General features: G+C 72.5%; 22 protein-coding genes and 2 pseudogenes. 16 read left to right on the top strand and 8 right to left on the bottom strand.

The genetic code is table 11. The features are described from left to right. Window positions 1–75 precede the first annotated feature (75 nt). The gene (locus LNW73_RS00380) at window positions 76–516 is read right to left on the bottom strand and encodes an STAS domain-containing protein (protein ID WP_250988381.1); all 441 of its coding nucleotides are present in this window, start codon (window positions 514–516) and stop codon (window positions 76–78) included. 257 nt (window positions 517–773) lie between these two features. Between LNW73_RS00380 and LNW73_RS00375 the strand changes: the two genes are divergently transcribed. The 3 genes from LNW73_RS00375 (at window position 774) to LNW73_RS00365 (ending at window position 2,446) form a co-directional block, all read left to right on the top strand. Continuing rightward, entirely contained in the window at window positions 774–1,118 is a 345-nt protein-coding gene (locus LNW73_RS00375) for a MerR family transcriptional regulator (RefSeq protein WP_250979307.1), read from the top strand. Between the two features lie 81 nt (window positions 1,119–1,199). Next, window positions 1,200–1,919 (top strand): hypothetical protein, encoded by a 720-nt coding sequence (locus LNW73_RS00370; protein ID WP_250988380.1) that lies wholly within the window; start codon window positions 1,200–1,202, stop codon window positions 1,917–1,919. Continuing rightward, window positions 1,916–2,446, top strand: a complete 531-nt coding sequence (locus LNW73_RS00365; RefSeq protein WP_250988379.1) for a SixA phosphatase family protein — start codon at window positions 1,916–1,918, stop codon at window positions 2,444–2,446. The genes LNW73_RS00370 and LNW73_RS00365 overlap by 4 nt, the downstream gene beginning before the upstream one ends. Window positions 2,447–2,476: 30 nt before the next feature. Here the strand turns inward: LNW73_RS00365 and LNW73_RS00360 are convergent, their stop codons facing one another. Continuing rightward, the gene (locus LNW73_RS00360; protein ID WP_250988378.1) at window positions 2,477–2,905 is read right to left on the bottom strand and encodes an SAV_915 family protein; all 429 of its coding nucleotides are present in this window, start codon (window positions 2,903–2,905) and stop codon (window positions 2,477–2,479) included. Between the two features lie 341 nt (window positions 2,906–3,246). Here LNW73_RS00360 and LNW73_RS00355 point away from each other — a divergent pair, with 341 nt between their 5' ends. From LNW73_RS00355 to LNW73_RS00345, 3 genes are all read left to right on the top strand, one after another. After that, window positions 3,247–3,486: a hypothetical protein gene (locus LNW73_RS00355; RefSeq protein WP_250988377.1), complete on the top strand. Its 240-nt coding sequence runs from the start codon at window positions 3,247–3,249 to the stop codon at window positions 3,484–3,486. Continuing rightward, window positions 3,483–4,832 carry a diaminopimelate decarboxylase gene (gene lysA, locus LNW73_RS00350; RefSeq protein ID WP_250988376.1) on the top strand — a complete coding sequence of 450 codons (1,350 nt, stop codon included), beginning with the start codon at window positions 3,483–3,485 and terminating at the stop codon, window positions 4,830–4,832. Before LNW73_RS00355 ends, lysA begins: the two co-directional genes overlap by 4 nt. A 236-nt stretch (window positions 4,833–5,068) precedes the next feature. Then, on the top strand, window positions 5,069–5,584 hold the full coding sequence (locus tag LNW73_RS00345; RefSeq protein WP_250988375.1) for a universal stress protein: 516 nt from the start codon (window positions 5,069–5,071) through the stop codon (window positions 5,582–5,584). Here the strand turns inward: LNW73_RS00345 and LNW73_RS00340 are convergent. Further along, window positions 5,568–6,053, bottom strand: coding sequence for an amphi-Trp domain-containing protein (locus LNW73_RS00340; protein ID WP_250988374.1), 486 nt, complete (start codon window positions 6,051–6,053; stop codon window positions 5,568–5,570). The genes LNW73_RS00345 and LNW73_RS00340 overlap by 17 nt on opposite strands. A 273-nt stretch (window positions 6,054–6,326) precedes the next feature. Here LNW73_RS00340 and LNW73_RS00335 point away from each other — a divergent pair, with 273 nt between their 5' ends. Continuing rightward, window positions 6,327–6,653 carry a carboxymuconolactone decarboxylase family protein gene (locus LNW73_RS00335; protein WP_250979315.1) on the top strand — a complete coding sequence of 109 codons (327 nt, stop codon included), beginning with the start codon at window positions 6,327–6,329 and terminating at the stop codon, window positions 6,651–6,653. Between the two features lie 132 nt (window positions 6,654–6,785). Further along, entirely contained in the window at window positions 6,786–8,402 is a 1,617-nt protein-coding gene (locus tag LNW73_RS00330; protein WP_250988373.1) for an MFS transporter, read from the top strand. A 17-nt stretch (window positions 8,403–8,419) separates the two neighbouring features. Here LNW73_RS00330 and LNW73_RS00325 read toward each other — a convergent pair whose 3' ends face one another. From LNW73_RS00325 to LNW73_RS00315, 3 genes are all read right to left on the bottom strand, one after another. Continuing rightward, window positions 8,420–9,013, bottom strand: coding sequence for a DUF4291 domain-containing protein (locus LNW73_RS00325; RefSeq protein WP_250992757.1), 594 nt, complete (start codon window positions 9,011–9,013; stop codon window positions 8,420–8,422). A 101-nt stretch (window positions 9,014–9,114) separates the two neighbouring features. Beyond that, window positions 9,115–10,056 carry an AEC family transporter gene (locus LNW73_RS00320; protein ID WP_250988372.1) on the bottom strand — a complete coding sequence of 314 codons (942 nt, stop codon included), beginning with the start codon at window positions 10,054–10,056 and terminating at the stop codon, window positions 9,115–9,117. Window positions 10,057–10,224: 168 nt separating this feature from the next. Beyond that, window positions 10,225–10,500: a helix-turn-helix domain-containing protein gene (locus tag LNW73_RS00315; protein WP_250979317.1), complete on the bottom strand. Its 276-nt coding sequence runs from the start codon at window positions 10,498–10,500 to the stop codon at window positions 10,225–10,227. A gap of 66 nt (window positions 10,501–10,566) precedes the next feature. On the opposite strand from LNW73_RS00315, the gene map reads away from it, so the two are divergent. After that, window positions 10,567–11,334, top strand: coding sequence for a type I methionyl aminopeptidase (map, locus tag LNW73_RS00310; RefSeq protein ID WP_250988371.1), 768 nt, complete (start codon window positions 10,567–10,569; stop codon window positions 11,332–11,334). A 6-nt stretch (window positions 11,335–11,340) separates the two neighbouring features. Here the strand turns inward: map and LNW73_RS00305 are convergent, their stop codons facing one another. Beyond that, complete coding sequence (locus LNW73_RS00305) at window positions 11,341–11,697, bottom strand: hypothetical protein (RefSeq protein WP_250979319.1); 357 nt, start codon at window positions 11,695–11,697, stop codon at window positions 11,341–11,343. A gap of 87 nt (window positions 11,698–11,784) precedes the next feature. Further along, a complete protein-coding gene (locus LNW73_RS00300) occupies window positions 11,785–12,165 on the bottom strand; it encodes a winged helix-turn-helix transcriptional regulator (RefSeq protein ID WP_250979320.1) in 381 nt (126 codons plus the stop codon). Between the two features lie 202 nt (window positions 12,166–12,367). On the opposite strand from LNW73_RS00300, the gene LNW73_RS00295 reads away from it, so the two are divergent. The 7 genes and pseudogenes from LNW73_RS00295 (at window position 12,368) to LNW73_RS00265 (ending at window position 24,588) form a co-directional block, all read left to right on the top strand. Then, window positions 12,368–13,336 (top strand): NADP-dependent oxidoreductase, encoded by a 969-nt coding sequence (locus LNW73_RS00295; RefSeq protein WP_250988370.1) that lies wholly within the window; start codon window positions 12,368–12,370, stop codon window positions 13,334–13,336. A 262-nt stretch (window positions 13,337–13,598) separates the two neighbouring features. Beyond that, window positions 13,599–14,447, top strand: a pseudogene (locus tag LNW73_RS00290) (AfsR/SARP family transcriptional regulator); the annotation flags it as partial. A 227-nt stretch (window positions 14,448–14,674) separates the two neighbouring features. Next, a complete protein-coding gene (locus LNW73_RS00285) occupies window positions 14,675–16,948 on the top strand; it encodes a TOMM precursor leader peptide-binding protein (protein WP_250988369.1) in 2,274 nt (757 codons plus the stop codon). Further along, window positions 16,938–18,938, top strand: a complete 2,001-nt coding sequence (locus LNW73_RS00280; RefSeq protein WP_250988368.1) for a TOMM precursor leader peptide-binding protein — start codon at window positions 16,938–16,940, stop codon at window positions 18,936–18,938. The genes LNW73_RS00285 and LNW73_RS00280 overlap by 11 nt, the downstream gene beginning before the upstream one ends. Window positions 18,939–18,984: 46 nt before the next feature. Next, window positions 18,985–20,597 (top strand): annotated as a pseudogene (locus LNW73_RS00275) (nitroreductase family protein); the annotation flags it as partial. 83 nt (window positions 20,598–20,680) lie between these two features. Further along, window positions 20,681–23,509 (top strand): lantibiotic dehydratase, encoded by a 2,829-nt coding sequence (locus LNW73_RS00270; RefSeq protein WP_250988367.1) that lies wholly within the window; start codon window positions 20,681–20,683, stop codon window positions 23,507–23,509. Beyond that, complete coding sequence (locus LNW73_RS00265) at window positions 23,506–24,588, top strand: lantibiotic dehydratase C-terminal domain-containing protein (RefSeq protein ID WP_250988366.1); 1,083 nt, start codon at window positions 23,506–23,508, stop codon at window positions 24,586–24,588. The genes LNW73_RS00270 and LNW73_RS00265 overlap by 4 nt, the downstream gene beginning before the upstream one ends. The last annotated feature ends 1,314 nt before the right edge of the window (window positions 24,589–25,902 follow it).

Below are 25,902 nucleotides of genomic sequence, written 5' to 3'. Positions count from 1 at the left end.
CCGGCCCCTGGCCCGCAACACCGGAATACCGCCGGGCCCCACTGACGAGTGGGGTCCGGCTTTTCGTTGTCGCCGTCAGGCGGACGCGTCGCCGATGCGCGGTTCGGGCGGAGCGACCGGGAGCAGGGCTTCGCCCACCCCGTCGGCGAGCGTCAGGACCTGGTCCGCGCCGGTCAGTTCGAGGGTGCGCAGCAGTTGCGGGCTGACGTCGGCGAGGACCAGGACGTCCCCGCGGTCCTGCAGCGTCTGCCGGATGGTGAGCAGCAGGCCCAGCCCGCGGGAGTCGCAGAAGGTGAGCCCGGCGCAGTCCAGCACCAGGCGGGACCGGCGGGTGTCGCCGTCCTGCTGGGCCGGCAGCTCGCCGTTCCGGATCCGGCCGTCCTGCCGGGCGCGGAGCAGCTCGGCCACGGCGGTCGCCAGGACGCCCTCGCTGTCCAGGTCGAGCTCGCCCGCCAGCGCGAGTACGTCGACATCCCCCTGGCCGTGGCGTACGGGCCGCACCTGCAGCCGAGTCATGGTCGTCTCCCGAAGATCAAGATCGAGGAAATACTGGGTGTGCTCACGTCGCCCCCCACCCTGCCTCGGCACGGGTCGGCCGACCCGTGCCGAGGTTGGGCGAGGGTAGCGTACCTGGCTTCCCGGCGTGCGTAAATCTGTCTCGGCCACGATAGACATTTCCCGATCGGGTTGTTAGGTTTTCTGACGTAATGAAGGACGTCGGTGATCTCCGGCTGTCGCCTCCCCCCGAGTGGGCTGTACGCCGCAGAGGTGCAATGACCCCCAGAACCCGTACGAACACGACCGACAAGTTCGACGACGACGACTACCCCGCCTACACCATGGGCCGGGCCGCCGAGATGCTGGGCACCACGCCCGCCTTCCTGCGGGCGCTGGGCGACGCGCGGCTGATCACCCCGCTGCGTTCGGAGGGCGGCCACCGCCGCTACTCGCGCTACCAACTGCGCATCGCCGCCCGCGCGCGCGAACTCGTCGACCAGGGCACGGCCATCGACACGGCCTGCCGCATCGTCATCCTGGAGGACCAGCTCGAAGAGGCCCTGCGCCTCAACGAGGAGCTGCGCCGCCGGGCCGGCGGCCCGCCGCCCGAGGACGTCTGACCGTCCAGGCGGCGCATCCAGGCCGGACGGGCCGGTGCGAGCCCGTGCCACGACGGCGCCGGAGCGCCTAGGGTCGGTCCTGTGCTGAGCATCGTGGATGAACTGACCGGCCCTGGTCCGCTGCGGATCTGTGCCCATGCCCCACAGGACGGCGATCCGGGCGATCTGACCGGACTGCGGGTGCTCCTCGTCGCGGACGTGCTGGCGCGCGTCGTCGAGTTGCGCGGCCGGGCCGTGCTCATGGGGTGGACCGGACCGCGGGTGCCGACGGCCGACGTGGCGGGCATCCGTCCGGCCGACGCCACCGGCACCCTCGAGGAGATCACCGGGACGCTGGGCGGCCCACCGGTCGTGCACATCAGCCATCGCGCCTACGAGGGCGCGGGCCGCGCCGGCCTCCGGGTCGGCGAGGCGAGCGCCACGGGGCCGGAACCGGTGGACCAGGACGCGCTCGCCCTGCGCGTGCTGCTGCTCGGTCACCCGCACCACGAACCGCTCGCCGTCACGTCCGAGGAGATCGCCGCGGCCGTCCGCCAGCTGGCCCGCTGGCGGCGCGCGGTGGCCGACTGGGCCGAGGAGCCGTCCAAGCCGATGGCCGCCGACCTGGTGCGAACGGCCCGCGCCGCGCTGGAGGACACCCTCGACACCTCCGAGGTGCTGCGGCTGCTGCGCGGGCTGGAGACGGCCGGTGAGGTACCGGCCGGGGCCAAGTTCGAGACGTTCGCCCACCTCGACCGGGTTCTCGGCCTGGAAGTCGTCCGAGAGATCGGCCGTCCGCGCTCCGCCGGGGCACCGGCATGAGCGGGACGCGGCGACTGGTGATCCTGCGGCACGCCAAGTCCGCCTGGCCCGACGGCGTTCCCGACCACGACAGGCCGCTCAACCGGCGTGGTCTGCGTGATGCCCCCGCCGCCGGCCGGTGGTTGGGCGAGGCCGGCCGGCTGCCCGACCTCGTCCTGTGCTCCTCCGCCCGCCGGACCCGCCAGACATGGGAACTGGCCGCCGCCGAGCTGGACGGCGCTCCACCGGTCCGCTACGAACCGCGCCTCTACGCGGCGGACGACGACGACCTGCTCGACGTCGTCCGCGAAGTGGCCGCCGACGTCGGGACGTTGCTGCTGGTCGGCCACAACCCCGGCCTCCAGGAACTGGCCCTGCTGCTCGCCGGCGAGGCGGCCGGCGACACTCTGGAGCGCGCGCGGACGAAGTTCCCCACGTCCGGCACCGCCGTGCTCACCTGGAGCGGACCGTGGTCGGCCCTCGAGCCGGGCGCCGCCCTGCTGACCGACTTCGTGGTTCCGCGCGGGCGGCGCGAGGAGCGTTCCTGACCACGGGCGGCCGGAGGAGCGTTCCTCGCCTCAGCGGAAAGTCCCGGCGGGCGCCACGCTCGCTGCGGTGGCCGTGGCCGCGACGGTTCTGGCGGGTCCAGCGGCCTTGACGGGTCCGGCCGTTCTGACGGGCGCGGCGGTTCCGAGGGGCGTGGCGGTTCCGACGGGTGTGGGAGCGGGGGCGACCAGCGACGGATCGACGGTGAGGGCGGTGACGCCCAGCGGCGCCCCGAGGGCGTGCAGCGCGGTCGCCGACAGACTGATCCACTCCTGGCCGGCGCCCAGCGCCGCGACCAGCCGCCGCTCGGTGGTGAAGGCGACGGCGGTGCGGTCGCCGAGCGGGGTGCGGAAGAAGCGGGCGGTACAGCCCGCGGAACCCGGCCGGACAGGGACGAGAAGTGGTCCGGCCGGGATGCGTTCGGAAGGTTCGGGATCCTCCGCGTAGTGGTGGTCGACCATCACAGTGCTCCTTGAGAGAGGCGAAGCGGTCTCCGGCGTGATCGCCGGCGCCGCTCCGATGAAGGTATCCCCGCGCGAGGGGTTGTCGATCACGCTCTTACGGGTGCTTGATGCGGACACGGGGCCCTTTGACGCGCTCCTGACGGCGGGCACGGCCCAGCGGCGTCCTGAGGGGCGCGTCGTCAGGAGGGGTGCGTCGTCAGGAGGGCGTCAAAGCTTCGGCCTGCGCGTCAAGCCCGCGTCAGGGCGGAGCCGGGGCCCGGACCTGCGGGCTTAGCGTCGATGGAGTGCTCCCGGCGATCACGCCGGAGAGCGTCTCGTCTCCCCCCCGGAGGACCGCCATGTGCCTGTGCCAGTACGAGGACGAACCCGAGCCGACCGAACCGTTCGCGGCCGGATCCGTTCTCCTCCCGGCGCCGTCGGACCACCCGGCTCCGTACGTCCGCACCACCCTCTGCGCCCGGTCGGCCCCGGCGTACTCCGCCGCAGGCCCCGACGTCGTCGCTCCCGCGCCCGCCACGACCCTGGCACCGGACAACTGGCGCCACGCGGACCGCACGACGCGGGCGCGCTGCGCATGACCGCCACCTCGCTCGTGCCGGCCCTGGCCACGGCGCCGGCCGTGGACCCTTCGTCGCTCGTCGTATGGCCCGCCTCCGCCCGGTCCGCCGCGCACGGCGACGTCACCGTCGCGGGCGTCTCGCTGGCGGAGGCGGCCGACCGCTTCGGCACCCCGCTCTACGTCCTGGACGAGGGCGAGTTCCGCGACCGCTGCCGCACCTACCGCGCCGCTTTTCCCGAGGCCGATGTGATCTACGCGGCCAAGGCCTTCCTCTGCCGCGCCCTGCTGCACTGGGTGGAGGAGGAAGGACTGGGCCTGGACGTCTGCTCGGCGGGCGAGTTGGAGCTCGCCGTCACCACGGGATTCCCGCCCGAGCGGATCGTGTTGCACGGCAACGCCAAGAGTCCCAAGGACCTGAGCGCGGCCGTACGGCTCGGTGTCGCGCGGATCGTCGTCGACAGCGCCTCGGAGATCAACCACCTGGCCGTGCTGGTGCCGAGGGGCACCCGGCAGCAGGTCATGGTGCGGGTGGTGCCGGACGTCTCGGCGGGCGGCCACGCGGCCGTCAGAACCGGCACCGACGGGCAGAAGTTCGGTTTGTCGATCACCGACGGCTCCGCCGAGGAGGCCGTCGTCCGGATCCTCGGCCGGCCCGAGCTGGAACTGGTCGGCCTGCACTGCCACATCGGATCCCAGATAGCCGAAGTCGAGCCGTACATCACGGCGCTGCGCCGGCTGATCGGCCTGCTGGCCCGGATCCGGGACGACCACGGCGTCGTGCTTCCGCAACTCGATCTCGGCGGTGGCCACGCGGTGGCCTACCGGCCGGGCGAGGACGTCCTCGACGTGGCCGCGCTCGCCGCCCGGGTCCGCACCGAGCTCGCGGACGGCTGCGCCCGCGCCGGGCTGCCATTGCCACGGCTCACCATCGAGCCGGGACGGGCGATCGCCGGCCCCGCGGGCGTCGCGGTCTACCGCGTGCTGTCGGTCAAGGACACCGGCGGGCAGCGCTTCGTCGCCGTGGACGGCGGCATGAGCGACAACCCGCGGCCCGCCCTGTACGGGGTGCGCTACGCGCCCCGGGTCATCGGCCGCGGCTCCACCGCCCCGGTGCGGCCGGTCACCGTCGTCGGCCGGCACTGTGAGGCCGGTGACGTCCTCGCGGCCGGTGCGGCACTGCCGGACGACGTCCGCCCCGGTGACCTGCTGGCCGTCCCGGTCGCGGGTGCCTACCACCTGTCCATGGCGTCCGGCTACAACCTGGTGGGCCGCCCGCCCGTCGTCGCCGTCCACGACGGCAGCGCCCGGCTCCTGGTACGCCGAGAGACGCTGATGGACATGAGCGTGCGCGACATCGGCCTGTGACAGCCGCCGTCAGGACCCGCCGTCCGGGCGCGCGGCTGTCAGGGGGCCGTCAAGGATCCCGCGGGCCGCGTATCGGGTCCGTCAAGGGACGCCCGGCCCGCGCTGCGCGGAGATCCACTGGAAGCACGAAGCACGAAGCACGAAGCACGAAGCACGAAGCACAAGGAACCGGGACACGAACCGGGACACACGGTCCCCGGTTCACCGGTCGCAGCGGAGAAGGAAGCGAAACCACCATGGCCGAGGCCACGCGGATCATCGTCGGAGTCAGCGGATCGCTGAGCAGCCTGGCCGCCCTGCACCGCGGCGTCGCCGAGGCGCGCCGCCACGACGCCCTCCTCGTACCGGTGCTCGCCTGGGCACCGGTCGGCGGCGAGATCGCGTACCGCAGGACGCCCTGCCCGCCGCTGCTCAAGGAATGGGAGCGCGCGGCCGGCAAACGCCTGGACGCCGCCTTCGAGCAGGCCCTCGGCGGCTACCCCAACGGCCTGCGCATCCGCCCGCTCGTCGTACGCGCCGCGCCCGGTCAGGCGCTGGTGCAGATCGCCGACCAGCCGGACGACCTGCTCGTGGTGAGCGCGGGCCGGCGCGGCCCGCTGAACCGGATGTTCCACGGCTCGGTGGCCCGCTACTGCCTGGCCCACGCCAAGTGCCCGGTGATCGCCGTACCGCCGTCCGACCTGCTGGAGACGCTGGAACGCGCGGGACGCCACGGCCTCCCGTTCCCGTCGACGGTCACGTCGTTTTCGTAGCGGACCGCTTCGCGCCTTTGCGTCCGTTGGTGCCCGTTCTGCCGCGTACCGGCTTTGCGGGCACCTTCTTCCGCGTTGCGGCCTTCGCCGTGCCTGCGGCCTTCCGCGACGGCTCTGTCCGGGTCGGCCCGGTCGACCATTTGAACTCGATCTCGAGCTCGATCTCCCCATTGCCGATCTCGACCTCGATCTCGCTGCGAAGGTCGTCCGCGATCCGCAGGCTCAGTGTTCCCGGGCTGAGTTCAAGTTCGGCGTCCTCACCTTCCCTCAGCGCGGCTGCGAGGGCTGTGAGCTGATCAGCCGCCTCAAGGCGTGTCAGTGAGCGCTTCTGCTCGAACTTGAGGTCCTTCATGGGTGTCTCCGATCCGGAAACGGCAGGGGCGTCGGGCGCCGCATCGAGGCCGTGCGTGAGCGGGCGCGTTGGCAACACGTCGTCCTCAGCGATGGCGGCGATACCCGCGAAGATCATTACCGCGCGCTCGCGCTCGGCCGCTCGGCCGCTCGGGCTACTTCCAATGTCGACCCACCGGGATCACTCCGCACCTCGGGGTGCCGCACCGGCAGCGCCGCCTGCCCCCATGGCGCGGCGGACCATGCGCCCCCATGCGGGAGCCCGGGATGGGTTCTAGGATTGGGGAAGCTTCACGCTCGCGGAACTCGGTTCTCTCCGCCTCATATCTCCCTCTCTCCCTCCCTCGAGATATGTCCCTGGAGCTCGCAACTCACCAGGAGGCCATGCGCCATGTCCACTGCGTCGGAAACCCCTGTCCTGGACACCCTTGCCGCCATGACTGTCGACTCGATCGAGCGATGCGGGATGGCACCGGACATGTTCATCGTCACGCGTATCGCGGCACTCGCCGCCTCGGATGCCCCGCCCATCTCCTACGTGGCGCATATCGACCCCGCACTGCAAGCCGGCCTGACCGCCGAGCAGGTGCAGGACGTCCTGGTTGCCATCGCGCCCATCGTCGGCACCGCCCGTGTCATGACGGCAGCAGGCAACATCGCCACGGCGCTCGGCATCGCCATCGCCGTCGCCGACGCCGAGATGGACGCCCAGGGCTGACTCCCCGTCTGCTCGTCCTGCCGCAGATGCAGTTGACGTCCGAAGTGACTCGGTCGACCCGGGTCCACCAACCGGTTGACCTCCGTGGCGGGTCGCGGATCCGCTCTCCTGGGCAACTGGGACGATTCGCCCATGGCATCCAAGGCAGGAACCGCCGTGAGTCCGGCAACGGCGCGCATCGTCCTGCTGGCACTCGCGGCGGGTCAGTTCCTGATGGCGCTCGACAGCTCGGTCATGAACGTCTCGATCGCGACGGTGGCCGAGGACGTCGGCACGACGGTGACGGGGATCCAGGGCGCCATCACGGCCTACACCCTTGTGATGGCGATGTTCATGATCCTCGGCGGCAAGGTGGGGGCGCTGATCGGCCGCAGACGCGCGTTCATGATCGGCTGCGTCATCTACGGCTGCGGCTCCCTGACCACGGCACTCGCACCGAACCTGGCCGTGCTGCTGCTCGGCTGGGCGTTCCTCGAGGGGATCGGGGCGGCACTGATCCTGCCCGCGATCGTGGCACTCGTGGCGAGCAACTTCGCCGCCGAGCGCCGTCCCGCCGCCTACGGTCTCGTCGCGGCCGCAGGGGCCGTGGCGATCGCGGTCGGGCCGCTCATCGGGGGTGTCGCGACGACGTATTTCTCCTGGCGATGGGTGTTCGCCGGTGAGGTCGTGATGGTGCTCGGCATCCTGCTGCTCGCCGCCCGCATCGCCGACGCGCCGGTCAGCGAGCGGCCGCGCATCGATATCGTGGGCGCCGTGCTGTCCGCACTCGGGCTCGGGGTCTTCGTCTACGGCGTACTCCGCTCGGACGAATGGGGCTGGTTCCGGCCGAAGCCCGACGCGCCCTCGTGGCTCGGAGTTACGCTGGTCGTGTGGCTGATGCTGGCCGGCCTGCTGCTGATCTGGCTCTTCCTTCGCTGGGAGGCCCGCATGGTGGAGCGGCGCAGGGAACCCCTCGTCGACCCGGCCATGCTGCGCAACCGGCAGCTCACCGGCGGATTGACCATGTTCTTCTTCCAGTACCTCGTGCAGATGGGCGTCTTCTTCGTCGTACCGCTCTATCTGTCCGTCGCCTTGGGCCTGTCCGCGCTCAAGACCGGCGCCCGCATCCTGCCGCTCTCCGTGACGCTGCTGGCCGCCGCCGTCCTGATTCCGCGCCTCTTCCCGGATGTCTCGCCGCGGCGGGTGGTGCGGTTGGGGACCCTCGCGTTGCTCGCGGGCGCGGTGATCCTGATGGCCGCGCTCGACGCGGACGCCGGCGCGGAAGTCGTCACCGTTCCGCTCCTGTTGATCGGACTCGGCATGGGCGCGCTGGCCTCCCAGCTCGGGTCGGTCACCGTGTCCGCCGTGCCGGAAGCACAGAGCTCGGAAGTCGGCGGCGTTCAGAACGCCGTCACCAACCTGGGCGCCTCGATCGGTACGGCGCTCGCCGGGTCGATCATGATCGCCGCGCTGTCGACCTCGTTCCTGACCAGCGTGGAGCAGAATCCGGCGGTCCCGGCCGAGGTCAAGAACCAGGCGGCCGTCGAGCTCCAGAGCGGCGTACCGTTCTTGTCGGACGCCCAGCTCAAGTCCGCTCTCGGCGATGCGGGCACGAGTACGAAGGTGACTCAGGCGGCCCTCGACGCGAACGCCGACGCCAGGATCGACGGCCTGCGCGCCGCACTCGCCATCCTCGCCTTCAGCGCCCTCCTCGCGATGTTCTTCACCTCACGGATCCCGACGACCCAGCCCCGTTCGACGGAGCCGTAGCTGCGGGCCGTCCCGTCTCATGGCAGCAGCGGTCCCAGCAACTCCTCGTCCGCTGGGTAGGGGAGTTCGGCGGGCAGCAGCCGGCCCGCGGCGCTGAGGTCGCCGGCGCGTACGAGGGTGTGGATCTCCTGGGCGAGCGGGGTCACGTCCGTGATGGCGACCGTCCACTCGTCCGCGTACCGGCGGGCGGCGTCGCCGGTGAGGCCGAGTTGGAGGGATCGGTACGGCAGCGGCTGGAGCTGGAGGTCGCGTTCGGGGTCCCACTGGACGCGGGCGGGGGAGCGTTGGAGATCGCGCTTCCAGGAGGCCCGGTCGGGGTGGAGCCCGCGTTCGTAGTGGGAGAGGCACGCGTGCCGCAGCGCCCACTCGAAGCCCTCGCGGGCGATCTCGACGGCGAGTACCGTCTCCTGGCCCTCCTTCACGCCCCAGCCGCAGCGGTACATCATCCAGAGAAAGCTGGGCTTGATCCACGTCATCCGGTCCCGTTGCCAGGCCGCCGGAAACCGGCCGGTGCTCGCCGCGGGAAGGCCGATGTGCGGGGGGTACGCCTGGTAGACGGTGACGGTGGTCTCCGTGTGCAGCGCGCGGATCCGGTGTTTGGGCTCGTCCACGAGGTGGTTCGGCTCTGCGAGGTGTGCCGGTCCTGCGAGGTGTTTCGGTTCTTCCACGGGATACAGGGTGCGGCCACCGGCCGTTGGCGCGCCAGCGGTTTCTACTGGTGGGTCGGGCCCAGGGTCCAGTAGACGACGGACAGGGTGGCCATCGAGACGAGGGTGGAGACCATCACGGAGTCGCGGGCGAGATCGGTGTCCAGGTCGTACTGGCGCGCGTAGATGAAGGCGTTCTGGGCGGTGGGCAGCGCGGAGCAGAGGACCACGGCGAGCAACTGGTGCTGCGGCAGGTGCAGAAGGAGGCCGCCGACCGCCAGGGCGACGAGGGGCTGCACGAGGGTCTTGAGCACGACCGTCACCCCGACCTCGGTGAGCCGGCCCGCGCCGGTGGCGGCGGGGCGGCCGTGCAGCGACATGCCGAGGGTGACGAGGGCGGTGGGAACGGCGGCCGCGCCGAGCAGTTCGCAGGAGTGACCGAGCGCTGTCGGAAGCTGCCAGCCGGCGGCGGAGACGACGGCGCCGAGGGCCGAGGCCATGATGATCGGGTTGCGCACCGGCATCATCAGCATCCTGGTGAGTCCGCCGCTCTTCCAGCCGGCGCCGGTGCCGGCGTCGAGCAGGGTCAGGATGACGGGAGATATCAGCAGCACCTGGAAGAGCAGGATCTGGGCGACGAACGAGGCGTCCCCGAGCACCTGCAGGGCCACCGGGATCCCGAGGTTGGCCGAGTTGACGTAGCCGGCCGCCATGCTGCTGATCGCCTGGTCGGCGAGCTTGTGGTGGAAGAACCGGCGAGCGGCCAGGAGGCCGAGGGCGCAGACCACGACGGTGCCGGCGGCGAAGGCGATCATCGAGGTGTTCGCGAAGGTGTCGAGGCGCGCCTTGGAGATCATGACGAACAGCGCGGCGGGCATGGCCACGTGGAAGACGAACCGGCCGAGGACGGTCTCCGCCTGCTCACCCAGCAGACCCGTGCGGCCGACCAGGTAGCCGGCCGCGGTGAGTATCCAGATCGGGGCGAAGCCGGCGAGCAGGGAGTGCATGAATCCTCGGGTCCGATGGGTCGCGGGCGCGGCCCGAACGGGCCACGGGTCGGCGGTTTGCCGCCGTCCATGATCCCCGCCCGCTTCCGGGCGCCTGCGGCAGGGCATGCCGGAGGGCGCCGCCGGGCCGACCCGCCGCGGTTCCTGCCGATCCGGTCGGACCGCGCCCTAGGCGGTCAGCGCCTCCGGCGCGTCCTCGGCGCCTTCCGCGCACGCGGTGACCAGCTCGTCCAGGGACACGTCCAGCGCGGCGGCCAGGGCCGCCACGGTGAAGAAGGCCGGGGTCGGTGCCCGGCCGGTCTCGATCTTGCGGAGGGTCTCCGCGGACAGTCCCGCCGCGGCGGCGACCTCCACCATGCTGCGGTCGCCACGGGCCCGGCGCAGCAGTGCGCCGAAGCGCTCACCGCGGTCACGTTCCCAGGGGGTCAAAGGAGTTCTCACCATGACCGTGATACTAATACCGGTATAAGTATTGGGCATCATCGAGGTCATCAGTCAGGAGTCAGCAGCATGGTGGAGATCAAGACCGACGCGGCGCTGGAGGCGATGCGCGAGGCCGGGCGCGTCGTGGCCCAGGCGCTCGGAGCCGTCCGCGGGGCGGCGGCCGTAGGGGTCCGGCTGCGGGAGCTGGACGCCGTGGCCCGTGACGTGCTGCGCGCGGCCGGGGCGCGTTCTCCGTTCCTCGGCTATCAGCCGGCGTTCGCCCCGGTGCCGTTCCCCGCGGTGATCTGCGCCTCGGTCAACGACGCGGTCGTGCACGGCATCCCCGGCGACTACCGGCTGCGCGACGGCGATCTGGTCAGCATCGACTGCGGGGCGGAGCTCGACGGCTGGGCCGGCGACGCCGCCATCAGCTTCATCGTCGGCACCCCCCGCCCCGCCGACCTGCGGCTCATCGACGCCACCCAGCGGGCGCTGGACGCCGGCATAGCGGCCGCCGTCCCGGGCAACCGGATCGGGGACATCTCGCACGCCGTCGGCACCGTCGCCGAGGCGGCCGGCTGCGGTATGCCCGCGGACTTCGGCGGGCACGGCATCGGCCGCCGGATGCACGAGGATCCGGGAGTGCCCAACCGCGGCCGTCCCGGCCGCGGCTTCCCGCTGCGGCACGGTCTCGCGCTCGCCATCGAACCGATGCTGATGGCGGGCGGACGTGACGAGTACCGCACCGATCCCGACGGTTGGACGCTGCGCACCACCGACGGCAGCCGGGCCGCCCACATCGAGCACACCGTCGCCGTCACGGCGGACGGCCCCCGCGTCCTCACCCTGCCCTGACGCGGGTCAGGGCCGCATGTCGCTGTGCCCGCAGACCCAGGCCAGCGCGTCGTGCACGCCCTGGATGTAGTCGCGCGGGATCGTGCGCTGGGTGGCGTCCGCCAGCTGCACCACCGCGGCGTCCGCCTCGGCCGTCAGCAGGGGCAGATCCGGTGCGCCCTCGCACGAGGCGCCCGTGACCGGGGCCGGGTCCCCCCGGCCCAGCGCCCACAGGTAGCCCGTCAGCGCGCCCCGGGAGAGCTGCGTCTGCTGGGCAGGCCCCGCCCCGACGGCCTCCAGGGCGTGATACGCGTCCTCGACCTCGGCCAGTGACCTGGTGCCGATGGTCCCTTCCTTGTGCGGCTCTGCTCTGGGGAAGCTCATACCTGTACGTATGTCCCCTCCCGTGCCGCTGATGTGTGCCCGGGCGGGGGACCGTATCCCGTCCGGCTCGACAGGTGAGTCCGGCGGTCAGGCGCACCCGGCCGGGGCGTCCGGCTTGACGGTGTCCAGGTGGGTCTCCACCCAGGCGCGCAGCACGCCCAGCGGCACGGCGACACCGCGCCCCAGATCCGTCAGTTCGTACTCCACGTGCAGCGGGACGGCCGGGTAGACGGTGCGGTCGACGAACCCGCTGTCCTCCAGGCGCCGCAGGGTGCTCGTGAGGACCTTGGGGCTGATGCCCTGGAGGCGGCGCTGCAGCGCGCCGAAGCGCTGCGGTCCCTCCTCCATCGCTCCGATCGCCAGCGCCGTCCATTTGTTGGCGAGCAGGTCCAGCACGTCGCGGCACGGACACAGCGCGGCGTAGACGTCGTGCTGTGCGTGGTTTCCTGTCGTGCACGCGATGGTCATGGCCACTGCCTTTCCTGGTCGTGGAGGGTGGGCGACACGCCGGTTGCGCTGCCGCTCACGGCTCCCACCTGTGATGCTTTCCAAAAGATAGTAGTAGCCCTTGCAGGTAACCACTACCCCATAGGTAGCGTCCACGGTGTTGACGATAACCGGTCGGCGCGCCGCGGGCGCGCCGGTCCCACCCCCCACCGGGAGCCACCAGATGAACGAGAAGCCGACCATGCGCGCGATCACCCAGGACACCTTCGGCGGTCCGGAAGTGCTGCGTCTCACCGAGCTGCCGCGCCCGGAGCCCGTGCCGCACGAGGTGCTGGTGCGGGTGCGTGCCGCCGGGGTCAACCCGGTCGACTGGAAGACCCGGGAGGGCGGCGGCATGGCCGGTGCGCTGAGCGCGCCGCCGTTCGTGCTGGGCTGGGACGTCTCCGGCGTCGTCGAGCAGGTGGGGTTCGGCGTCCACACCCTGGAGGTCGGTGACGAGGTGTACGGGATGCCGTCGTTCCCCCGGGAGGCCGGCGCGTACGCGGAGTACGTGACCGCCCCGGCCCGGCACTTCGCCCGCAAGCCCGCCACGCTCGACCACGACCACGCCGCCGCGGTACCGCTCGCCGCCCTGACCGCCTGGCAGGCCCTGACCGTCACCGCCGGGGTCACGGCCGGGCAGCGGGTGCTGATCCACGGCGCGGCGGGCGGGGTGGGGCACTTCGCCGTGCAGTTCGCCAAGCACCTGGGTGCGCACGTCACCGGCACCGCCCGCGCCCCGAAGCACGCCTGGCTGCGTGAACTGGGCGCCGACGAGCTGGTCGACTACACCGCGGTCCGCTTCGAGGACGAGGTGCGCGACATCGACGTCGTCCTCGACCTGATCGGCGACGAGCACGACCGTACGAGCACCCGCTCGCTGGACACCCTGCGCCCCGGCGGGATCCTCGTCGCCGTCCCGTCGGGTGTCTCGCCCGAACTGATGGAGGGGGCACGGGAGCGCGGCCTGCGGGCCGCGGCCTACCTCGTCGAGCCGGACGGCGACTCGCTGGCCACGATCGCCGGGCTGATCGACAAGGGCGGCATCGCCGTCGAGGTCGAGGACGTCCTTCCGCTGGCGGAGGCCGCCGAGGCGCACCGCCGCGGCGAGGAGGGCCGTACCCGGGGCAAGCTCACCCTGCACGTTGCGTAAGGGGCCGGAAACGCATTCGCAGTGCACGTCAACCCTTAGGAATTCCAAGGGTTAAGGGGTGGGGCTCCTGTCATTGATAGGGGCCCCTTTCCGCATTCCCGCTCCCTTGTGGCCTGTTCTCGCCGCTGATACTTTCTCGGGCATCAGTTGGGAGTGGGCGGAAATGCGTAGAGAGCAATCTGTCGACATCAGGGAAGACGATTCCTGGGAACCGGGAACGAGTGCTGCCCCGAGTTCCCGGGAGACCTATCCGCGATTCCTTTTGCTGGGCCCTGTGGGGATAACGGACGGCCGGGACGTCATCGTGCTGCAGCCGTCGAAACCCGCCAATCTCCTGGCCGCACTGCTCCTGCATCCGAACTCCGTGGTGTCGGTGGACTTTCTGCAGCGGGTCGTGTGGGGCGAGGAGCGGCCCGTCACCGCGAAGGCGGCCCTGCACACCTGCGTGCAGCGGCTGCGGCAGCTCTTCGCCAAGTACGGCATCGCGGGCAACCTCATCGAGGCCGTGCCCGGCGGCTACCGCATCGCCGCGGACGCCAGGACGCTCGACCTGATCGCCTTCCGCGAGCTGCTCAGGAGAGCGGAGGCGGAGCCGGATCCGGACGGCGAGCTGCGCACCCTGCGGGCCGCGCTGTCCCTGTGGCACGGGCCGCTGCTGGTCAACATCGACTCCGACATCCTGCGGCGCGAGGTCGTCCCCCGGCTGACCGAGGAGCGGCTGCGCACCCTGGAACGGGTCTTCGACATCGAGCTGGCGCTGGGCCGATGTCGTCAGGTTCTCGCGGAGCTGTGGCCCGAGGCCCGCTCCCACCCGGCGCACGAACACTTCTGGGCCCAGCTCGTCGAGGCGCTGCACAGGACCGGCCGGCGGGCCGAGGCGCTGAGCGAGTACCGCGTGGTGAAGGAGTACCTGCAGACCGAGCTCGGCGTCGACCCGGGGCCCGCCCTGCAGCAGCTGGAGCTCGCGGTACTGCGGGGCGACGACCTCTCCGCCCCGGCCGCCGGGCCCGGCCTCACGATGCTGCCGCCGGGCAACCGGCACGGCCTTTCCCTGCCGCCCGCGATTCCCCCGGCGCTCGAATCTGACGGCAGGGAATTCCCGTCCGAAGTCGCCGAGGACGTCCTCGAAACGCTGGTCGGCGCGGGCCTGCTGGAAGAAGAGCCGGAAGGCCGGTACCGCATGCACGACCTGCTCCGCACACTCACCAGGGGCGCGGTGGCCTTCCGCAGTGACGCAGCCGGTTCCGACACCTCCTCCGGAGCCTGAAAGGGCGTCGCGGGAAAGAAATGCCCTGCCCCGTTACCCGATTTCCGCGCCCGACAGGGGGTAATACCAGCATGACCGCAACGTACGAAGAAGTCGCGGACACCCGCCCGCGCATCCGCCGTGATGTCCTGTTCACCGAGACACCCTCAGGAGTTGTCTTCCACAACGCCCACGGAGGATTCAACCTCAGTGGCAGATCGGCCTATCGATTCGCCTCCCTCATCGTTCCCCATCTCAACGGGGCGAGCCGGGTCGAGGACATCTGCAACGGTCTGGGCGACAAGCAGCGGGCCATGGTGGCCGAGCTGGTGGGAGCGCTGTACGGCCGGGGCCTCGCCCGCGACGTGGCGCCCGGCAGCGACGGCCTGGACGAACTGCCCGCGGACGTCACCCGGCGGTTCGCGCCGCAGATCGCGTACATCGACCACTACACGGGCGAGGCGGGCGGCAGGTTCCGGCGGTTCCGTGAGACGCGGGTGGCCGTGCTCGGCCAGGACGACGTCGCGCGCTGGTGCGCGCTGAGCCTGGTGCGCAACGGCGTCGCGACCGTCGCGGTGCCTGCGGCCTCCGGTGCCGACGACCCCTTCGCCGAGACGGTGGCGGAGGCCGCGGCGCTCGCCGCGGACGGCTGCCCGGTGGACGTCGTCCGGCTCGACGGGCAGGCGGCGCCCGGCTGGGAGGGCCTGGCCGGGTTCGACATCGTGGTGGCGAGCGCCGGACCGCACACCCTGACCGGTCTGCTGGAAGCGGGGATCCCGGACGGCACCCGGCTGCTCCCCGCGTGGACGTTCGGCAGCCAGGCCGTCGTCGGCCCCGTCATGGCGGCCGGTTCGGCCGGCTGCTGGGCCTGCGCCGCCCTGCGACTGGGAGCCAACGGGCAACCCGGCGCCGCGGCCGACGTGTGGAGCGCCGCCTGCCTCGGCCGGGACGGAGAGTCCTCCGGACGCCAGGTGTCCGGTCCGTCGGCGGCGATGCTCGGAAATCTGCTGGGATACGAGGTGTTCCGGCTGACGACCGGCGCCCTGGCCGCCGAGACCGAAGGCCGGCTGGTCCTGCAGGACCTGGACTCGCTCGACGTCGCGACCGAGCCGCTGCTGCCGCACCCGGCCTGTCCGTACTGCCGGACCTCCTCCGACGAGCCGGCCGTTCCGGCGGAACCGACCGCGGAGCTCACGGAACCCGGACTGATGGCAGACCTGGCGGCCGGCCTCACGGCGGACGGACCCCGGTCCGACGGGGACGTGGCGCCGGAGGAGGACGCGGACGGCGTACTGGCCGAACTCGACGCCAGCGCGGGCCTGGTGCACCCCCACGCGGGAGTGTTCGGCGGCTACGCCGACGACAGCTGGGAGCAGACGCCGCTCAAGGTCGGCACCGTCCGCATCGGCGTCGGCCATGCCGGACAGCGGGAGATCTCGGCCTTCGACGTCCACCATGTCGCCGGGGCGCGGCTGCGGGCGCTGCACCGGGCTGCCGAGGTGTACACCGAGCACGTGGTCCCGCAGGCGCACACCCTGGACGGGGCCGCGCTGGAGGCCGCCAACGAGAAGTGGTCGCTGGTCGCCCCGGCCTCGCTCGACACCGCCGCCGGGACCGGCGGCGCCGCCGATCAGGTGCGCACCTGGGTACGGGCGACCTCGCTCACCGACGCGCGGACCGCCCTCGTACCGGCCGGCGCCGTACGCCCCTTCGGCCGGCACAACCAGGACCGCATCTTCGTGCCGACGTCCGCGGGATCCGGCTCAGGACCGTCCGCCGCGGTGGCCGCGGCCCGCGGGCTGATGTCCGCGCTGGCCTTCCACGCGCTGACGCGGGCGCTGCGCGCACGGACCCCGGTGACCCTGGTGCCGGCCGCTCCGGCGGACGACGATCGTGAACTGGTCTTCCTCCGGCGCTCGGCCGCGAACCTGGGCCTGGACGCGGAACTGCTCGCGCTCGGTCCCGTCGACGGAACAGCCGCGGTGCTGCTCGCCCGCGCCGCCGATCCGGGTACCGGACGTTTCTGGTGGGCGGCCGCCGGAGGCGGTACCCGGCGGCAGGCCGCCGTGGACGCGCTGCGCGATCTGCTCGGCCAGGTGCAGCTCGCCCGGCGGTCCGGTGACGCGGCGCCCGCCGACACCGGCGATCCGCTGCTGGGCGATCTCGACGCCGGGACACTCGTCGTCACCGCGGAAGGCTCCCTGACGGAGGCCGGACCGGCGGCCGACGGCGTCACGCTCTCCGCGGGGCTGCGCGCCCGCGGTCTCACCGCACTCGCGGTACCCACCGGATCCGCCGATCTGCGGACCGGCGGAATCCATGTGGTCCGGATCCTCCTGGTGCACGGGGCGATAGATGCGCTCTGAACCGCCGGTCCGAGCGGCCGGATCCGTCCGGCCGCCGGACCCGCCCCAGGAGACGGGCCCCGGGGCTCCGGCCGGTAGCGGCGGCCACGCCCTGGAGGGGCCGCTGGCGCGCAGCCTGCGCGGCCATCCGGGCCTGGACGGGCACGTCCGGGTCATCGCACTCGGTGTCCGTGACGAACTCGCCGACGGACCGGCCTCCGAAGAAGCCGCGTTCGGCGGCGACCGGACCACACCCGTGCACGTCTACGGCCACCAGGTCGTCGTCGGACCGTCCCCCCGGACCGGACAGGCGGCCGCCCCGTGCCCGACCTGCCTGGCCAGGCGCTGGCAGGCGGTGCGTCCCGCCGCGCTGCGCGACGCCCTCGAACTCGGCTCCGGCACCCGCGCGGCGGGAGAGTGGCCCTTCGTGACGGCGTTCGCGGCCGACGCCGTCGCCGCGCTGACCGCCGCCCACCGCGAGCGGGCGGAGAGTGCGGACACCGGCCTGTTCGCGTCCGTCCATCTGCTCGATCTGGAGACCCTGCGGGTCAACCGGGCGGCGCTGATCCCCGACGCCGAGTGCCCGCGCTGCGACCGCCGCACCGACGACACGGCCGAGGACGCGCGCATCGTTCTGCGCAGCGCCCCGAAGGAGGACCCGGCCGGGTTCCGCCGCCAAGGGATCGACGCGTACGACCTGCCGCTCGAAGCCTTCGTCAACCCGGTGGCCGGAATGCTGGGACCCTCCGTCGCCCCCGATCTCACCTCGGCGTCGACCGCCTCGACGGTGGGGGCCTTCACCCTGCGGTCCGGCGTGTATCTGCGGGAGTCCTACTGGGGCGGCCACACGGACAGTTACGCGCGCAGCGTCCGGGTCGGCGTGCTGGAGGGCATGGAGCGGTTCGCCGGGATGCGGGCCCGCGGCAAACGCACCACCGTCGTCGCGTCACTGGCGGAACTCGGAGCGGACGCCCTCGACCCCCGCACCTGCGGCCTCTACTCCGACGCCTTCCACCGCGCGCAGGAGACCGTCCGGCCGTTCTCGCCGCAGCGGCGGATCCCCTGGGTATGGGGGTACTCGCTGCGCGACCACCGGCCGTTGCTCGTCCCCGAGGTGCTCGCCTACTACCACGCACCGGGCGGCGTACAGAACCGTTTCGTGCAGGAGAGCTCCAACGGCTGCGCCTCGGGAGGCTGTCTGGAGGAGGCGGTGTACTTCGGCCTGATGGAGGCCGTCGAGCGGGACGCCTTCCTGATCGCCTGGTACGGGCAGGTGCCGCTGCCCGAGATCGATCCGGCGACCAGCACCCGCCCCGGGACCCGGCAGATGGCGGACCGGCTGGCCATGTACGGCTACCGGGCGCGGTTCTTCGACACCCGGATCACCTTCCCGATCCCGGTGGTGACGGCCGTCGCCCAGCGGGTCGACGGCGGCACCGGCACCCTGTGCTTCGGCGCCGGCGCGAGCTGGGACCCGGAGGCCGCGCTGAGCGCGGGCCTGTGCGAGATCGCCACCGACGCCGTCAAGGTCCGGCGCCGCACCGAACGCGATCACGACCGGCTCAGCGCGATGGCGGCGGACTTCGACAAGGTCCTGGTGCTGCACGACCACCCGCTGGTGTACGGACTGCCCGAGATGGCCCGGCACGCCGCGTTCCTGCTGGACGAGGAGGACGGCACCGGCCGTCCGCCGCCACGCGGCGTGGCGGACCTCGCCACCGGGCGGCCGCCCGCCGCCGATCTGCGGGACGACCTCGACGCCGCCGTCGAGGCGGTGACCGGCAAGGGCTTCGACGTCGTGGTCGTCGATCAGACGATGCCGGAGCAGCGGGACCTGGGGCTGCACACCGTGTCCGTCATGGTGCCCGGCCTGCTGCCGATCGACTTCGGCTGGCAGCGCCAGCGCGCCCTGCACATGCCACGGCTGCGCACCGCGCTGCGCGAGTCCGGGCGCCTCGACCGCGATCTGCACCCCGCCGATGTCAACCCCGCCCCCCACCCGTTCCCGTGAATCCGCCGACCCGCCTTGCACAGCGGCAGCACAGAGAGGACCAGACGTGGGTTACGCCCATGACTACGCGACCGCGGTGATGCGGCGCGGCAGGGTCGCGATGGAGCCCGTCGACTTCGTACCCGACTGGGACGACCGGCCCAGGAAAGAGAAGTTCTACCCCGGGGCCGAGCGGTTCCCGCTGCCCGACGGCGACTTCCCCGAGGACGCCTCCGTCGAGCGCGGTCTGTCAGGACCCGGGGGCGACGCGGAGTTCAGCCTGCCGCTGCTCGGCGGGATGCTGCGTGACTCCTACGGCCTGGTGGGACGGCGGCTGGCGGTGCAGGCCAACACCGACCTGGGTTCGCTGCCGCTGTACACCCACGCCAACTGGTCACGCGGTACGGCGTCGGGCGGCGGCCTCTACCCCGTCGGGGTGCACTGGGTGAGCGGCCCGAGCGGGCCGCTGACACCGGGCGTCTACCACTACTCGCCCGCCCACCACGCCATGCAGCGCCTGCTGTCGGGCGATGTGACGGGCGAGGTGCGGGCCGCGCTGGGCGGAGCGGGGCCGGACGGGGAACTGCCGGACGGGAACACGGACCAGTTCCTGGTGCTCGGGATCCGCTTCTGGCAGAACGCGTTCAAATACAACAGCTTCAGCTACCACGCCGTGACGATGGACATCGGTGCGCTGCTGCAGACCTGGCGGATGTGGGCGCGGTCCCGCGGGCTGCGGATGGAACCCGCCCTCTGGTTCGACGAGGAGCGGCTCGGGCGGCTGCTCGGGTTCCCGGCCGGGGAGGAGGGCGTCTTCGCCGTCGTCCCGCTGCGCTGGGAAGGAGCCCCGGCCGAACGGGCCCTGCCGGCCGGCGCGCCCGGCGAGGGCGCGTACGGCGGCGGCGTCCAGCGCCGTACGGAGGAGCGCTCCCGTCAGGTCATCTCCTTCGACACCGTCCTGAAGATGCACGACGCGACCACCCGGGCCGCGCGTGAACGCCCGGCCCCCGGAGCGCTGGACGCGGCCGCCGCGCCGCCCGTCCCGGCCGGCGGCGAGCGCCGCCCGCTGCCGCCCGCCGCGCCCATGACGCTGAGCGTGCGCCGGGCGCTGCGCGCACGGCGCAGCAGCTTCGGACGCTTCACCGACCAGCGGCCGCTGGCCGCGGCGCAGCTCGCCGCGGCACTGCGGGCGGCGGTCGCGGGAGCGGGTCTGACCAGCGACGCGGTCGGACCGGGAAGTGCGCCGCTCACCTCGCTGTACGTCTTCGTCAACCATGTCGAGGGGATCGACCCGGGATCTACGTCCATGACGCGGCCGCCGGTGAGCTGCGGCTGCTGACGGCCGGCCCGCCGGGATCCTTTCTGCAGGCCAACTACTTCCTGGCCAACTACAACCTGGAGCACGCGGCCGCCGTCATCGTGCCGGCCGTCAGGACCCACGCCGTCCTGGACGCCGTCGGCGACCGCGGCTACCGGCTGGTCAGCGCGGCCATCGGAGCCGCCGCGCAGGCGGTGTACACGGCGACGGCCGCCGCCGGAGCGGCGTGCGGGGTCGCACTCGGCTTCGACAGCGTCTCCTTCGCCGAGGAACTCGGACTGGCCGCGACCGGCGAACTGCCGCTGCTGCTGATGATGATCGGCAACGAGCGGGAGCGGCCCGCGGACTTCCGCTACGACCTGGTGTCGTCCGCGAACCCGGACCCGTGGCCCGCACCACCGGCACCGTCCCCGGACCCGGACGTCCGCAGCCGACAGGGGACCCGATGAGCACCTCGCTGGAACGTACCGCGGGACCCGCCGCAGCCCCCGAACCGGGCCGTCTCTCCCGTCACTTCATGTTCCGGCTCGCCGGTCTGCCCGTCGAATCGGTGCAGAGCCTGCGCAGCCCCGCCGCCCGGCGGTGGGCCGACGAGGTGCTGGCCGAGGAGAACCGGCTGCGGGAGCTGGGCGCGCTGCTGAGCGGACCGCTCGCCGCGTTCGTCACCGACAACACCGACGACCGCTCGCGCCGCCAGGTGCTCGAGCTGCGCCGCCAGGTGTTCAACAACCGGCTGCCGAAGGACGTGCCGGCGGCCCTCACCCTGGCCGCCGGGTTCGATGACCCGACCGCGCGGGAACTCGCCGGCTGGCTGCGGGACCGGGAGCAGCTGGAGTCGCTGCGCGCCCGTGGCCCCGAGGTGCTGACCGCGGAACTGGAGCGCGGGCGCGCCGCGTTGCGGAAACTCGCCGCGGAGGACCAGCTGCGGCTGGGTCTGCTGCTGGCCTCTCCCACGCTGGACGGGCAGCTGGACGCCTACATCCGCGGCGCGTCGTCCACCGCGGGCAAGCGCGGCCGCAAGATCGAACGGTCCCTGCTGGCCTACCTCTACCGCACCGCGTGCAAGACGAGCCCGTTCAGCACCTTCACCGGCGTCGCGCTGGGGGAGTTCCAGGACGGGGCCGCGCCGGACGGAGCACCTGGTGTCCGTTCCGACGGCATGACGGACATCGCCGAGCGGTGGTCGAGCCATCCACGGCTGAACGTCGTGGTCCTGTGGCGGCTCGCCGAAGCCGTCGCCGCCGACGAGGAGCACCGCGGGGACCTGCACGTATCGCTCGCCTCCGGCTGGGAACTGGACGAGGAGCGGGTCCGCTTCGTCCGCCGCTCGGTGACCGCAGGCGACGACGACGCCGCGATCAGCTTCGACGCGGCCCGCGACCGGCTGTTCTTCCTGCGCCGCAGCGGCGCCCTGGAGGCCATGCTCATCCTCTTCCGGGACCGGCCCGGCATCCGGTACCGGGAACTGGCGCACTGGCTGACGACGGAACGCGGAGCCACCGCCGAGGAGGCCGGCCGCTATCTGTCCGCGCTGCTGCAACTCGGCATGGTGCAACTGTCCGGCCTGTACCCGGAAGTGCACAGCCAGGATCCGCTGCGGGCCTTCCAGTCCGCGCTGCGGGCGGTCGGCCGTCCCTGGGCGGACACCGCCGCCGGGCGGCTGGACGGGACCGCGTCCTGCGTGGCACGGTACGCGGCGGCGCCGCTGGCCGGCCGTCGCGCGCTGCTCGCCGAGCTGCGCCGCGAACTGCTGGGGGTGCTGGAATCCCTGGCCCCGGACGGCCCGGCCGGGGAGCAGAACCCGCACCGGACACTGCCGCAGACCCTGCTCTACGAGGACTCCCGCGCGGCGGAGCAGGTCACCGGCGGTGATCTGCGGACCTGGACCGAGCTGGCCGCCGATCCGCTGCGCTCACTGGCCCGGATCCTGCCCGCCTTCGACGTCTCGCTCGCCCAGCGGCTGACGTTCAAGGGCTTCTTCCTGGCCCGCCACGGCCGCGGAGCGCGCTGCGACGACCTGCTGAAGCTCGTGCACGACTTCCACGAGGACATCTTCGACCAGTACCTGAGCTTCAGTTCCCAGCAGAGCGGACACGACCCGAAGGACGGCCACCCGCCCGAGGAGAACTGGCTGGGACTGCCGCAGATCACCGCCCTGGACGCGGCACGGGCGGAGTTCGTCCGCCGGATGCGGGTGCTGTGGGAGGAGCGCGCACCGGACGCGGAGGAACTCCGCCTCGACGACGCCTTCGTCGACGCGGTGGCCGCCGAACTCGGTCCACTCTCCCGGCACTTCGACCCGCAGAGCCACTTCCTGCAACTGGTCCGCAGGGACGAGGACCCGCTGGTCGTCCTCAACGGGTCCTTCGGCGGGCTGTGTTTCCCGTTCACGCGCTTCACGCACTGCTTCGACACCCCCGCCGACGACCCGGGACTCTCCAAGCGCTTGCTCGGCACGCTGCGCGGAGTCCGGCCGGACGGGGCGCTGTTCGCCGAGATCACCGCCGGCTCGGCCACCACCAACCTCAATCTGCACGGCCGGCTGACCGACCACCAGATCCTGTGCCCCGGGGAGACCAGCTCCGCCCCGCCCGACAGCCGCATCGACCTCGACGACCTGTACGTGGAGCACGATGCCGCCGCCGACCGGCTGGTGGTGCGCTCCCGGCGGCTCGGCAAGGAGATCATCCCGCTCTATCTGGGCTATCTGGTGCCGATGGTGCTGCCGGAGATCCCCCGCACCCTGCTGCTGCTCTCGCCCACCTCCAAGACCGGCCTGGACGTCTGGACGGGCGTACCGGCCGCGGCGGCGCACGAGGGGGTGACGCTCCGGCCGCGGGTGCGGCACGGTTCCGTGGTGCTCAGCCGCCGGGGCTGGACCGCCCCGTCGGCCACCCTGCCGCAGCGCCCGACCGGACAGGGCGACGCCGACTGGTTCCTCGGCTGGCAGCGCTGGCGGCACACCCACCGCATACCGGGCCAGGTCTTCGCCACCGTGCTGGCGGGCGACGGGACGGGGCAGCCGGCCGGCTGGAGCGGTGGCTCCAAACCGCACTACGTCGACTTCGAGAGCCCCCTGTCGCTGGTCGCCTTCGAAGGCCTGCTGGGCGACCGGACGTCCCGGGTGCTGCTGGAGGAGATGCTGCCCGCCGAGGACCAGCTGCACGTCAGATCAGGACGCGGCCGGCACGTCGCGGAGCTCGCCGTGGAGATCTTCCCCGGCCGTTCGCCCCACCCCACCACCGATCGGGAAGGACACGGTGAGCGGACATGACCTCACCCGCGCTGGAGACCGCCCGCACCACACCACAGGAGACCGCGCCCGGTGAGTGGCAGGCACTGCACATCTTCTACGCGGCGAGCCCCCGCCCGCTGCTGCTGGAATGCGTCAAGCCGCTGGTGGAGGAACTGACCGAGCAGGGGCTGCTGTCCGGCCACTTCTTCATCAACTACTGGCTGCAGGGCCCGCATGTGCGACTGCGGCTGAAGCCGTCGAGCGCCGCCGCCACCCAGCAGGTGCGCGAGCGCGCCTACGAGGCGGTCGGGGCGTTCCTGCGCAGGCGTCCGGCCCTGTACGAGGTGAAGGCCGGCTTCCTGGCCGACCTGTACAACACGCTGTTCGAGCTCGAGTACACCGAGGACCAGCGCGAGCGGCTGATGGGCCCCGACGGCCGGATGCTGCTGCGCGACAACAACTCCGCGAGCTTCGAGGAGTACGAGCCCGAGTACGGCAAGTACGGCGGCCAGGCCGGGGTCGAACTCGCCGAGTGGCACTTCGAGCACTCCAGCGATCTGGTCGTGGAGTCGCTGCGGTCGATGAACCTGCACCTGAGGACCGTGCTCCTGGGTGTCTCGGCCCAGCTGATGATGGTGATGTCCGCGGTCTTCCTCGGCGAGGACGAGGAGATCGCCCGGTTCCTCGAGCACTATCACGCGTTCTGGGACGGAGCCTTCTCGGACACCAACTTCACCGCCAGGAAGGGCTACGACCGCGCCTACACGGAGATGGGCCCCGAACTCGGCCGGCGCTTCGGCGAGATCCGGTCCGCGATCGCCCGGGGAACGGACGACGAACTGCCCGGGTTCCTTCGCGGCTGGGCGGCCCACTGCCGCGAACTCGCCGGCCGGGTGCGGGAGCTGGCGGTGCGCGGGGAGCTGGAGTTCCAGTCCTGGAGCGGCGGCGACGACTTCCGGGTGACCGACCCGGTGCGCGCGCTGCCGATCCTGATGTCCCCGTACATGCATATGACCAACAACCGGATGTCGGTGACCATCCGGGACGAGGCGTTCCTCAGTTACGTCCTGGCCCGCGCGCTGCGCGAGTCGGGCGCGCCGCCGGAGGGTGAGCGGTGACCGCGACCGTACTGCGGGACCTGCGCCCGCGGAGCCGCCCCGACCTGCTGGTCGGCCCGCCCGCGCTGCGCGGGCGCACCGAGATCCACCCGGTCAAGGACCCGGTCAGCGGACGGCGGTTCGAGCTGCGCGCCAAGGAGCACTTCGTGCTGACCCGGCTCGACGGGGTGCGGACGCTCGACGAGATCGGCGAGGAGTACGCCCGGCGGTTCGGCGCCCGGCTCGGCGACGCGCACTGGCAGCAGCTCCTCGGACTGCTGCACGCCCGGCGGCTGCTCGCCGGCGACCAGCGGCCGCCGGAACCGGCCGCGCCGCGGACCGCCGACGACCCCGCGCCGGCCAGGTCGACGCTGTTCAGCGGGCGTACCCGGCTGGTCGCCGACGCGGGAGCGCTGATCGAGGGGCTGCACCGGCGCACCGGCTTCGCGCGGACCCGGCTGTTCCTGGGGTCGCTGCTGGCCCTGAGCACCGTGATGCTGGTCCAGCTCGGCACCGAGTCCGGCACGCTGCGGCACGATCTGACGGAGCTCCACCGCCGTCCGGTGCTGCTGCTGGCGGTGGGCGTGGCCCTGTGGGTGAGCCTGGCGCTGCACGAGCTGGCGCACGGCCTGGTCGGCCGGGCCTTCGGCGGCACCGTCTCCGAGATCGGGCTGCGCTGGCGGCTGCCGGCGACGTACCTGTACTGCCTGGTCCAGGACGTGCCGTTCTTCGCCAGGCGCCGGCACCAGATGGCGACCGCGGCCGCGGGACCCGCCATGAACGTGGTGTTCCTGCTGCCCTTCTGGCCGGTGTGGACGCTGCTGCCGAAGGAGGATCCGGCGCACTACGCGCTCGGCGGGATGATGGTGCTCGGCTGCGCCATCGCGGCCGCCAACCTGCTGCCGCTGCCGCCGCTGGACGGGTACAAACTGCTCGGCTACGGGCTGGGCGCGAGCCGGCTCGCCACCGACAGCCGCACCTTCCTGCGCGAGTCGGCGGCCGCGCTGTTCCGGCCGGGCGAGGGCGCCCGCGCCTACCCGGTACGGGCGCGCGTCGTCTACGCCGGCTACGGACTCGCGGCCGGCGCCCTGACGGTCGGGGCGGCGATCGCCCTCCTCGGCGGCTGCACCTGGTTCCTGGCCGACCACTTCGGAATGTTCGTCGCACTGGCCCCGGTCCTGCTGCTGGCCGCGGCGGTCGTGCTGTGGCGGCTGGGCCTGGCAGCGCGCGGCAGGGCCGAGCGCGACAAGGGCGGGCCTGAGAAGTCCGATCCTGATAAAGCTTCCGCCGACGTCCCGGCAGACGAACGTCCCCCGGCGGCCCCGCCCGCCCCAT

It is taken from the genome of Streptomyces sp. RKAG337, assembly GCF_023701715.1.
In the GTDB taxonomy this organism is placed as follows: Bacteria; Actinomycetota; Actinomycetes; order Streptomycetales; family Streptomycetaceae; genus Actinacidiphila.
The sequence above is the reverse complement of the archived record's forward strand: the minus strand, read 5'-3'. Positions and strand labels throughout refer to the sequence as shown.

What these genes read in the sequence shown, in the direction of transcription:
- LNW73_RS00380 (WP_250988381.1), bottom strand. Translation starts at nt 516, where the DNA reads ATGACTCGGCTGCAGGTGCGGCCCGTACGCCACGGCCAGGGGGATGTC.
- LNW73_RS00375 (WP_250979307.1), top strand. Translation starts at nt 774, where the DNA reads ATGACCCCCAGAACCCGTACGAACACGACCGACAAGTTCGACGACGAC.
- LNW73_RS00365 (WP_250988379.1), top strand. Translation starts at nt 1,916, where the DNA reads ATGAGCGGGACGCGGCGACTGGTGATCCTGCGGCACGCCAAGTCCGCC.
- LNW73_RS00360 (WP_250988378.1), bottom strand. Translation starts at nt 2,905, where the DNA reads ATGGTCGACCACCACTACGCGGAGGATCCCGAACCTTCCGAACGCATC.
- LNW73_RS00355 (WP_250988377.1), top strand. Translation starts at nt 3,247, where the DNA reads ATGTGCCTGTGCCAGTACGAGGACGAACCCGAGCCGACCGAACCGTTC.
- lysA (WP_250988376.1), top strand. Translation starts at nt 3,483, where the DNA reads ATGACCGCCACCTCGCTCGTGCCGGCCCTGGCCACGGCGCCGGCCGTG.
- LNW73_RS00345 (WP_250988375.1), top strand. Translation starts at nt 5,069, where the DNA reads ATGGCCGAGGCCACGCGGATCATCGTCGGAGTCAGCGGATCGCTGAGC.
- LNW73_RS00340 (WP_250988374.1), bottom strand. Translation starts at nt 6,053, where the DNA reads ATGATCTTCGCGGGTATCGCCGCCATCGCTGAGGACGACGTGTTGCCA.
- LNW73_RS00335 (WP_250979315.1), top strand. Translation starts at nt 6,327, where the DNA reads ATGTCCACTGCGTCGGAAACCCCTGTCCTGGACACCCTTGCCGCCATG.
- LNW73_RS00330 (WP_250988373.1), top strand. Translation starts at nt 6,786, where the DNA reads ATGGCATCCAAGGCAGGAACCGCCGTGAGTCCGGCAACGGCGCGCATC.
- LNW73_RS00320 (WP_250988372.1), bottom strand. Translation starts at nt 10,056, where the DNA reads ATGCACTCCCTGCTCGCCGGCTTCGCCCCGATCTGGATACTCACCGCG.
- LNW73_RS00315 (WP_250979317.1), bottom strand. Translation starts at nt 10,500, where the DNA reads ATGGTGAGAACTCCTTTGACCCCCTGGGAACGTGACCGCGGTGAGCGC.
- map (WP_250988371.1), top strand. Translation starts at nt 10,567, where the DNA reads ATGGTGGAGATCAAGACCGACGCGGCGCTGGAGGCGATGCGCGAGGCC.
- LNW73_RS00305 (WP_250979319.1), bottom strand. Translation starts at nt 11,697, where the DNA reads ATGAGCTTCCCCAGAGCAGAGCCGCACAAGGAAGGGACCATCGGCACC.
- LNW73_RS00300 (WP_250979320.1), bottom strand. Translation starts at nt 12,165, where the DNA reads ATGACCATCGCGTGCACGACAGGAAACCACGCACAGCACGACGTCTAC.
- LNW73_RS00295 (WP_250988370.1), top strand. Translation starts at nt 12,368, where the DNA reads ATGAACGAGAAGCCGACCATGCGCGCGATCACCCAGGACACCTTCGGC.
- LNW73_RS00285 (WP_250988369.1), top strand. Translation starts at nt 14,675, where the DNA reads ATGACCGCAACGTACGAAGAAGTCGCGGACACCCGCCCGCGCATCCGC.
- LNW73_RS00280 (WP_250988368.1), top strand. Translation starts at nt 16,938, where the DNA reads ATGCGCTCTGAACCGCCGGTCCGAGCGGCCGGATCCGTCCGGCCGCCG.
- LNW73_RS00270 (WP_250988367.1), top strand. Translation starts at nt 20,681, where the DNA reads ATGAGCACCTCGCTGGAACGTACCGCGGGACCCGCCGCAGCCCCCGAA.
- LNW73_RS00265 (WP_250988366.1), top strand. Translation starts at nt 23,506, where the DNA reads ATGACCTCACCCGCGCTGGAGACCGCCCGCACCACACCACAGGAGACC.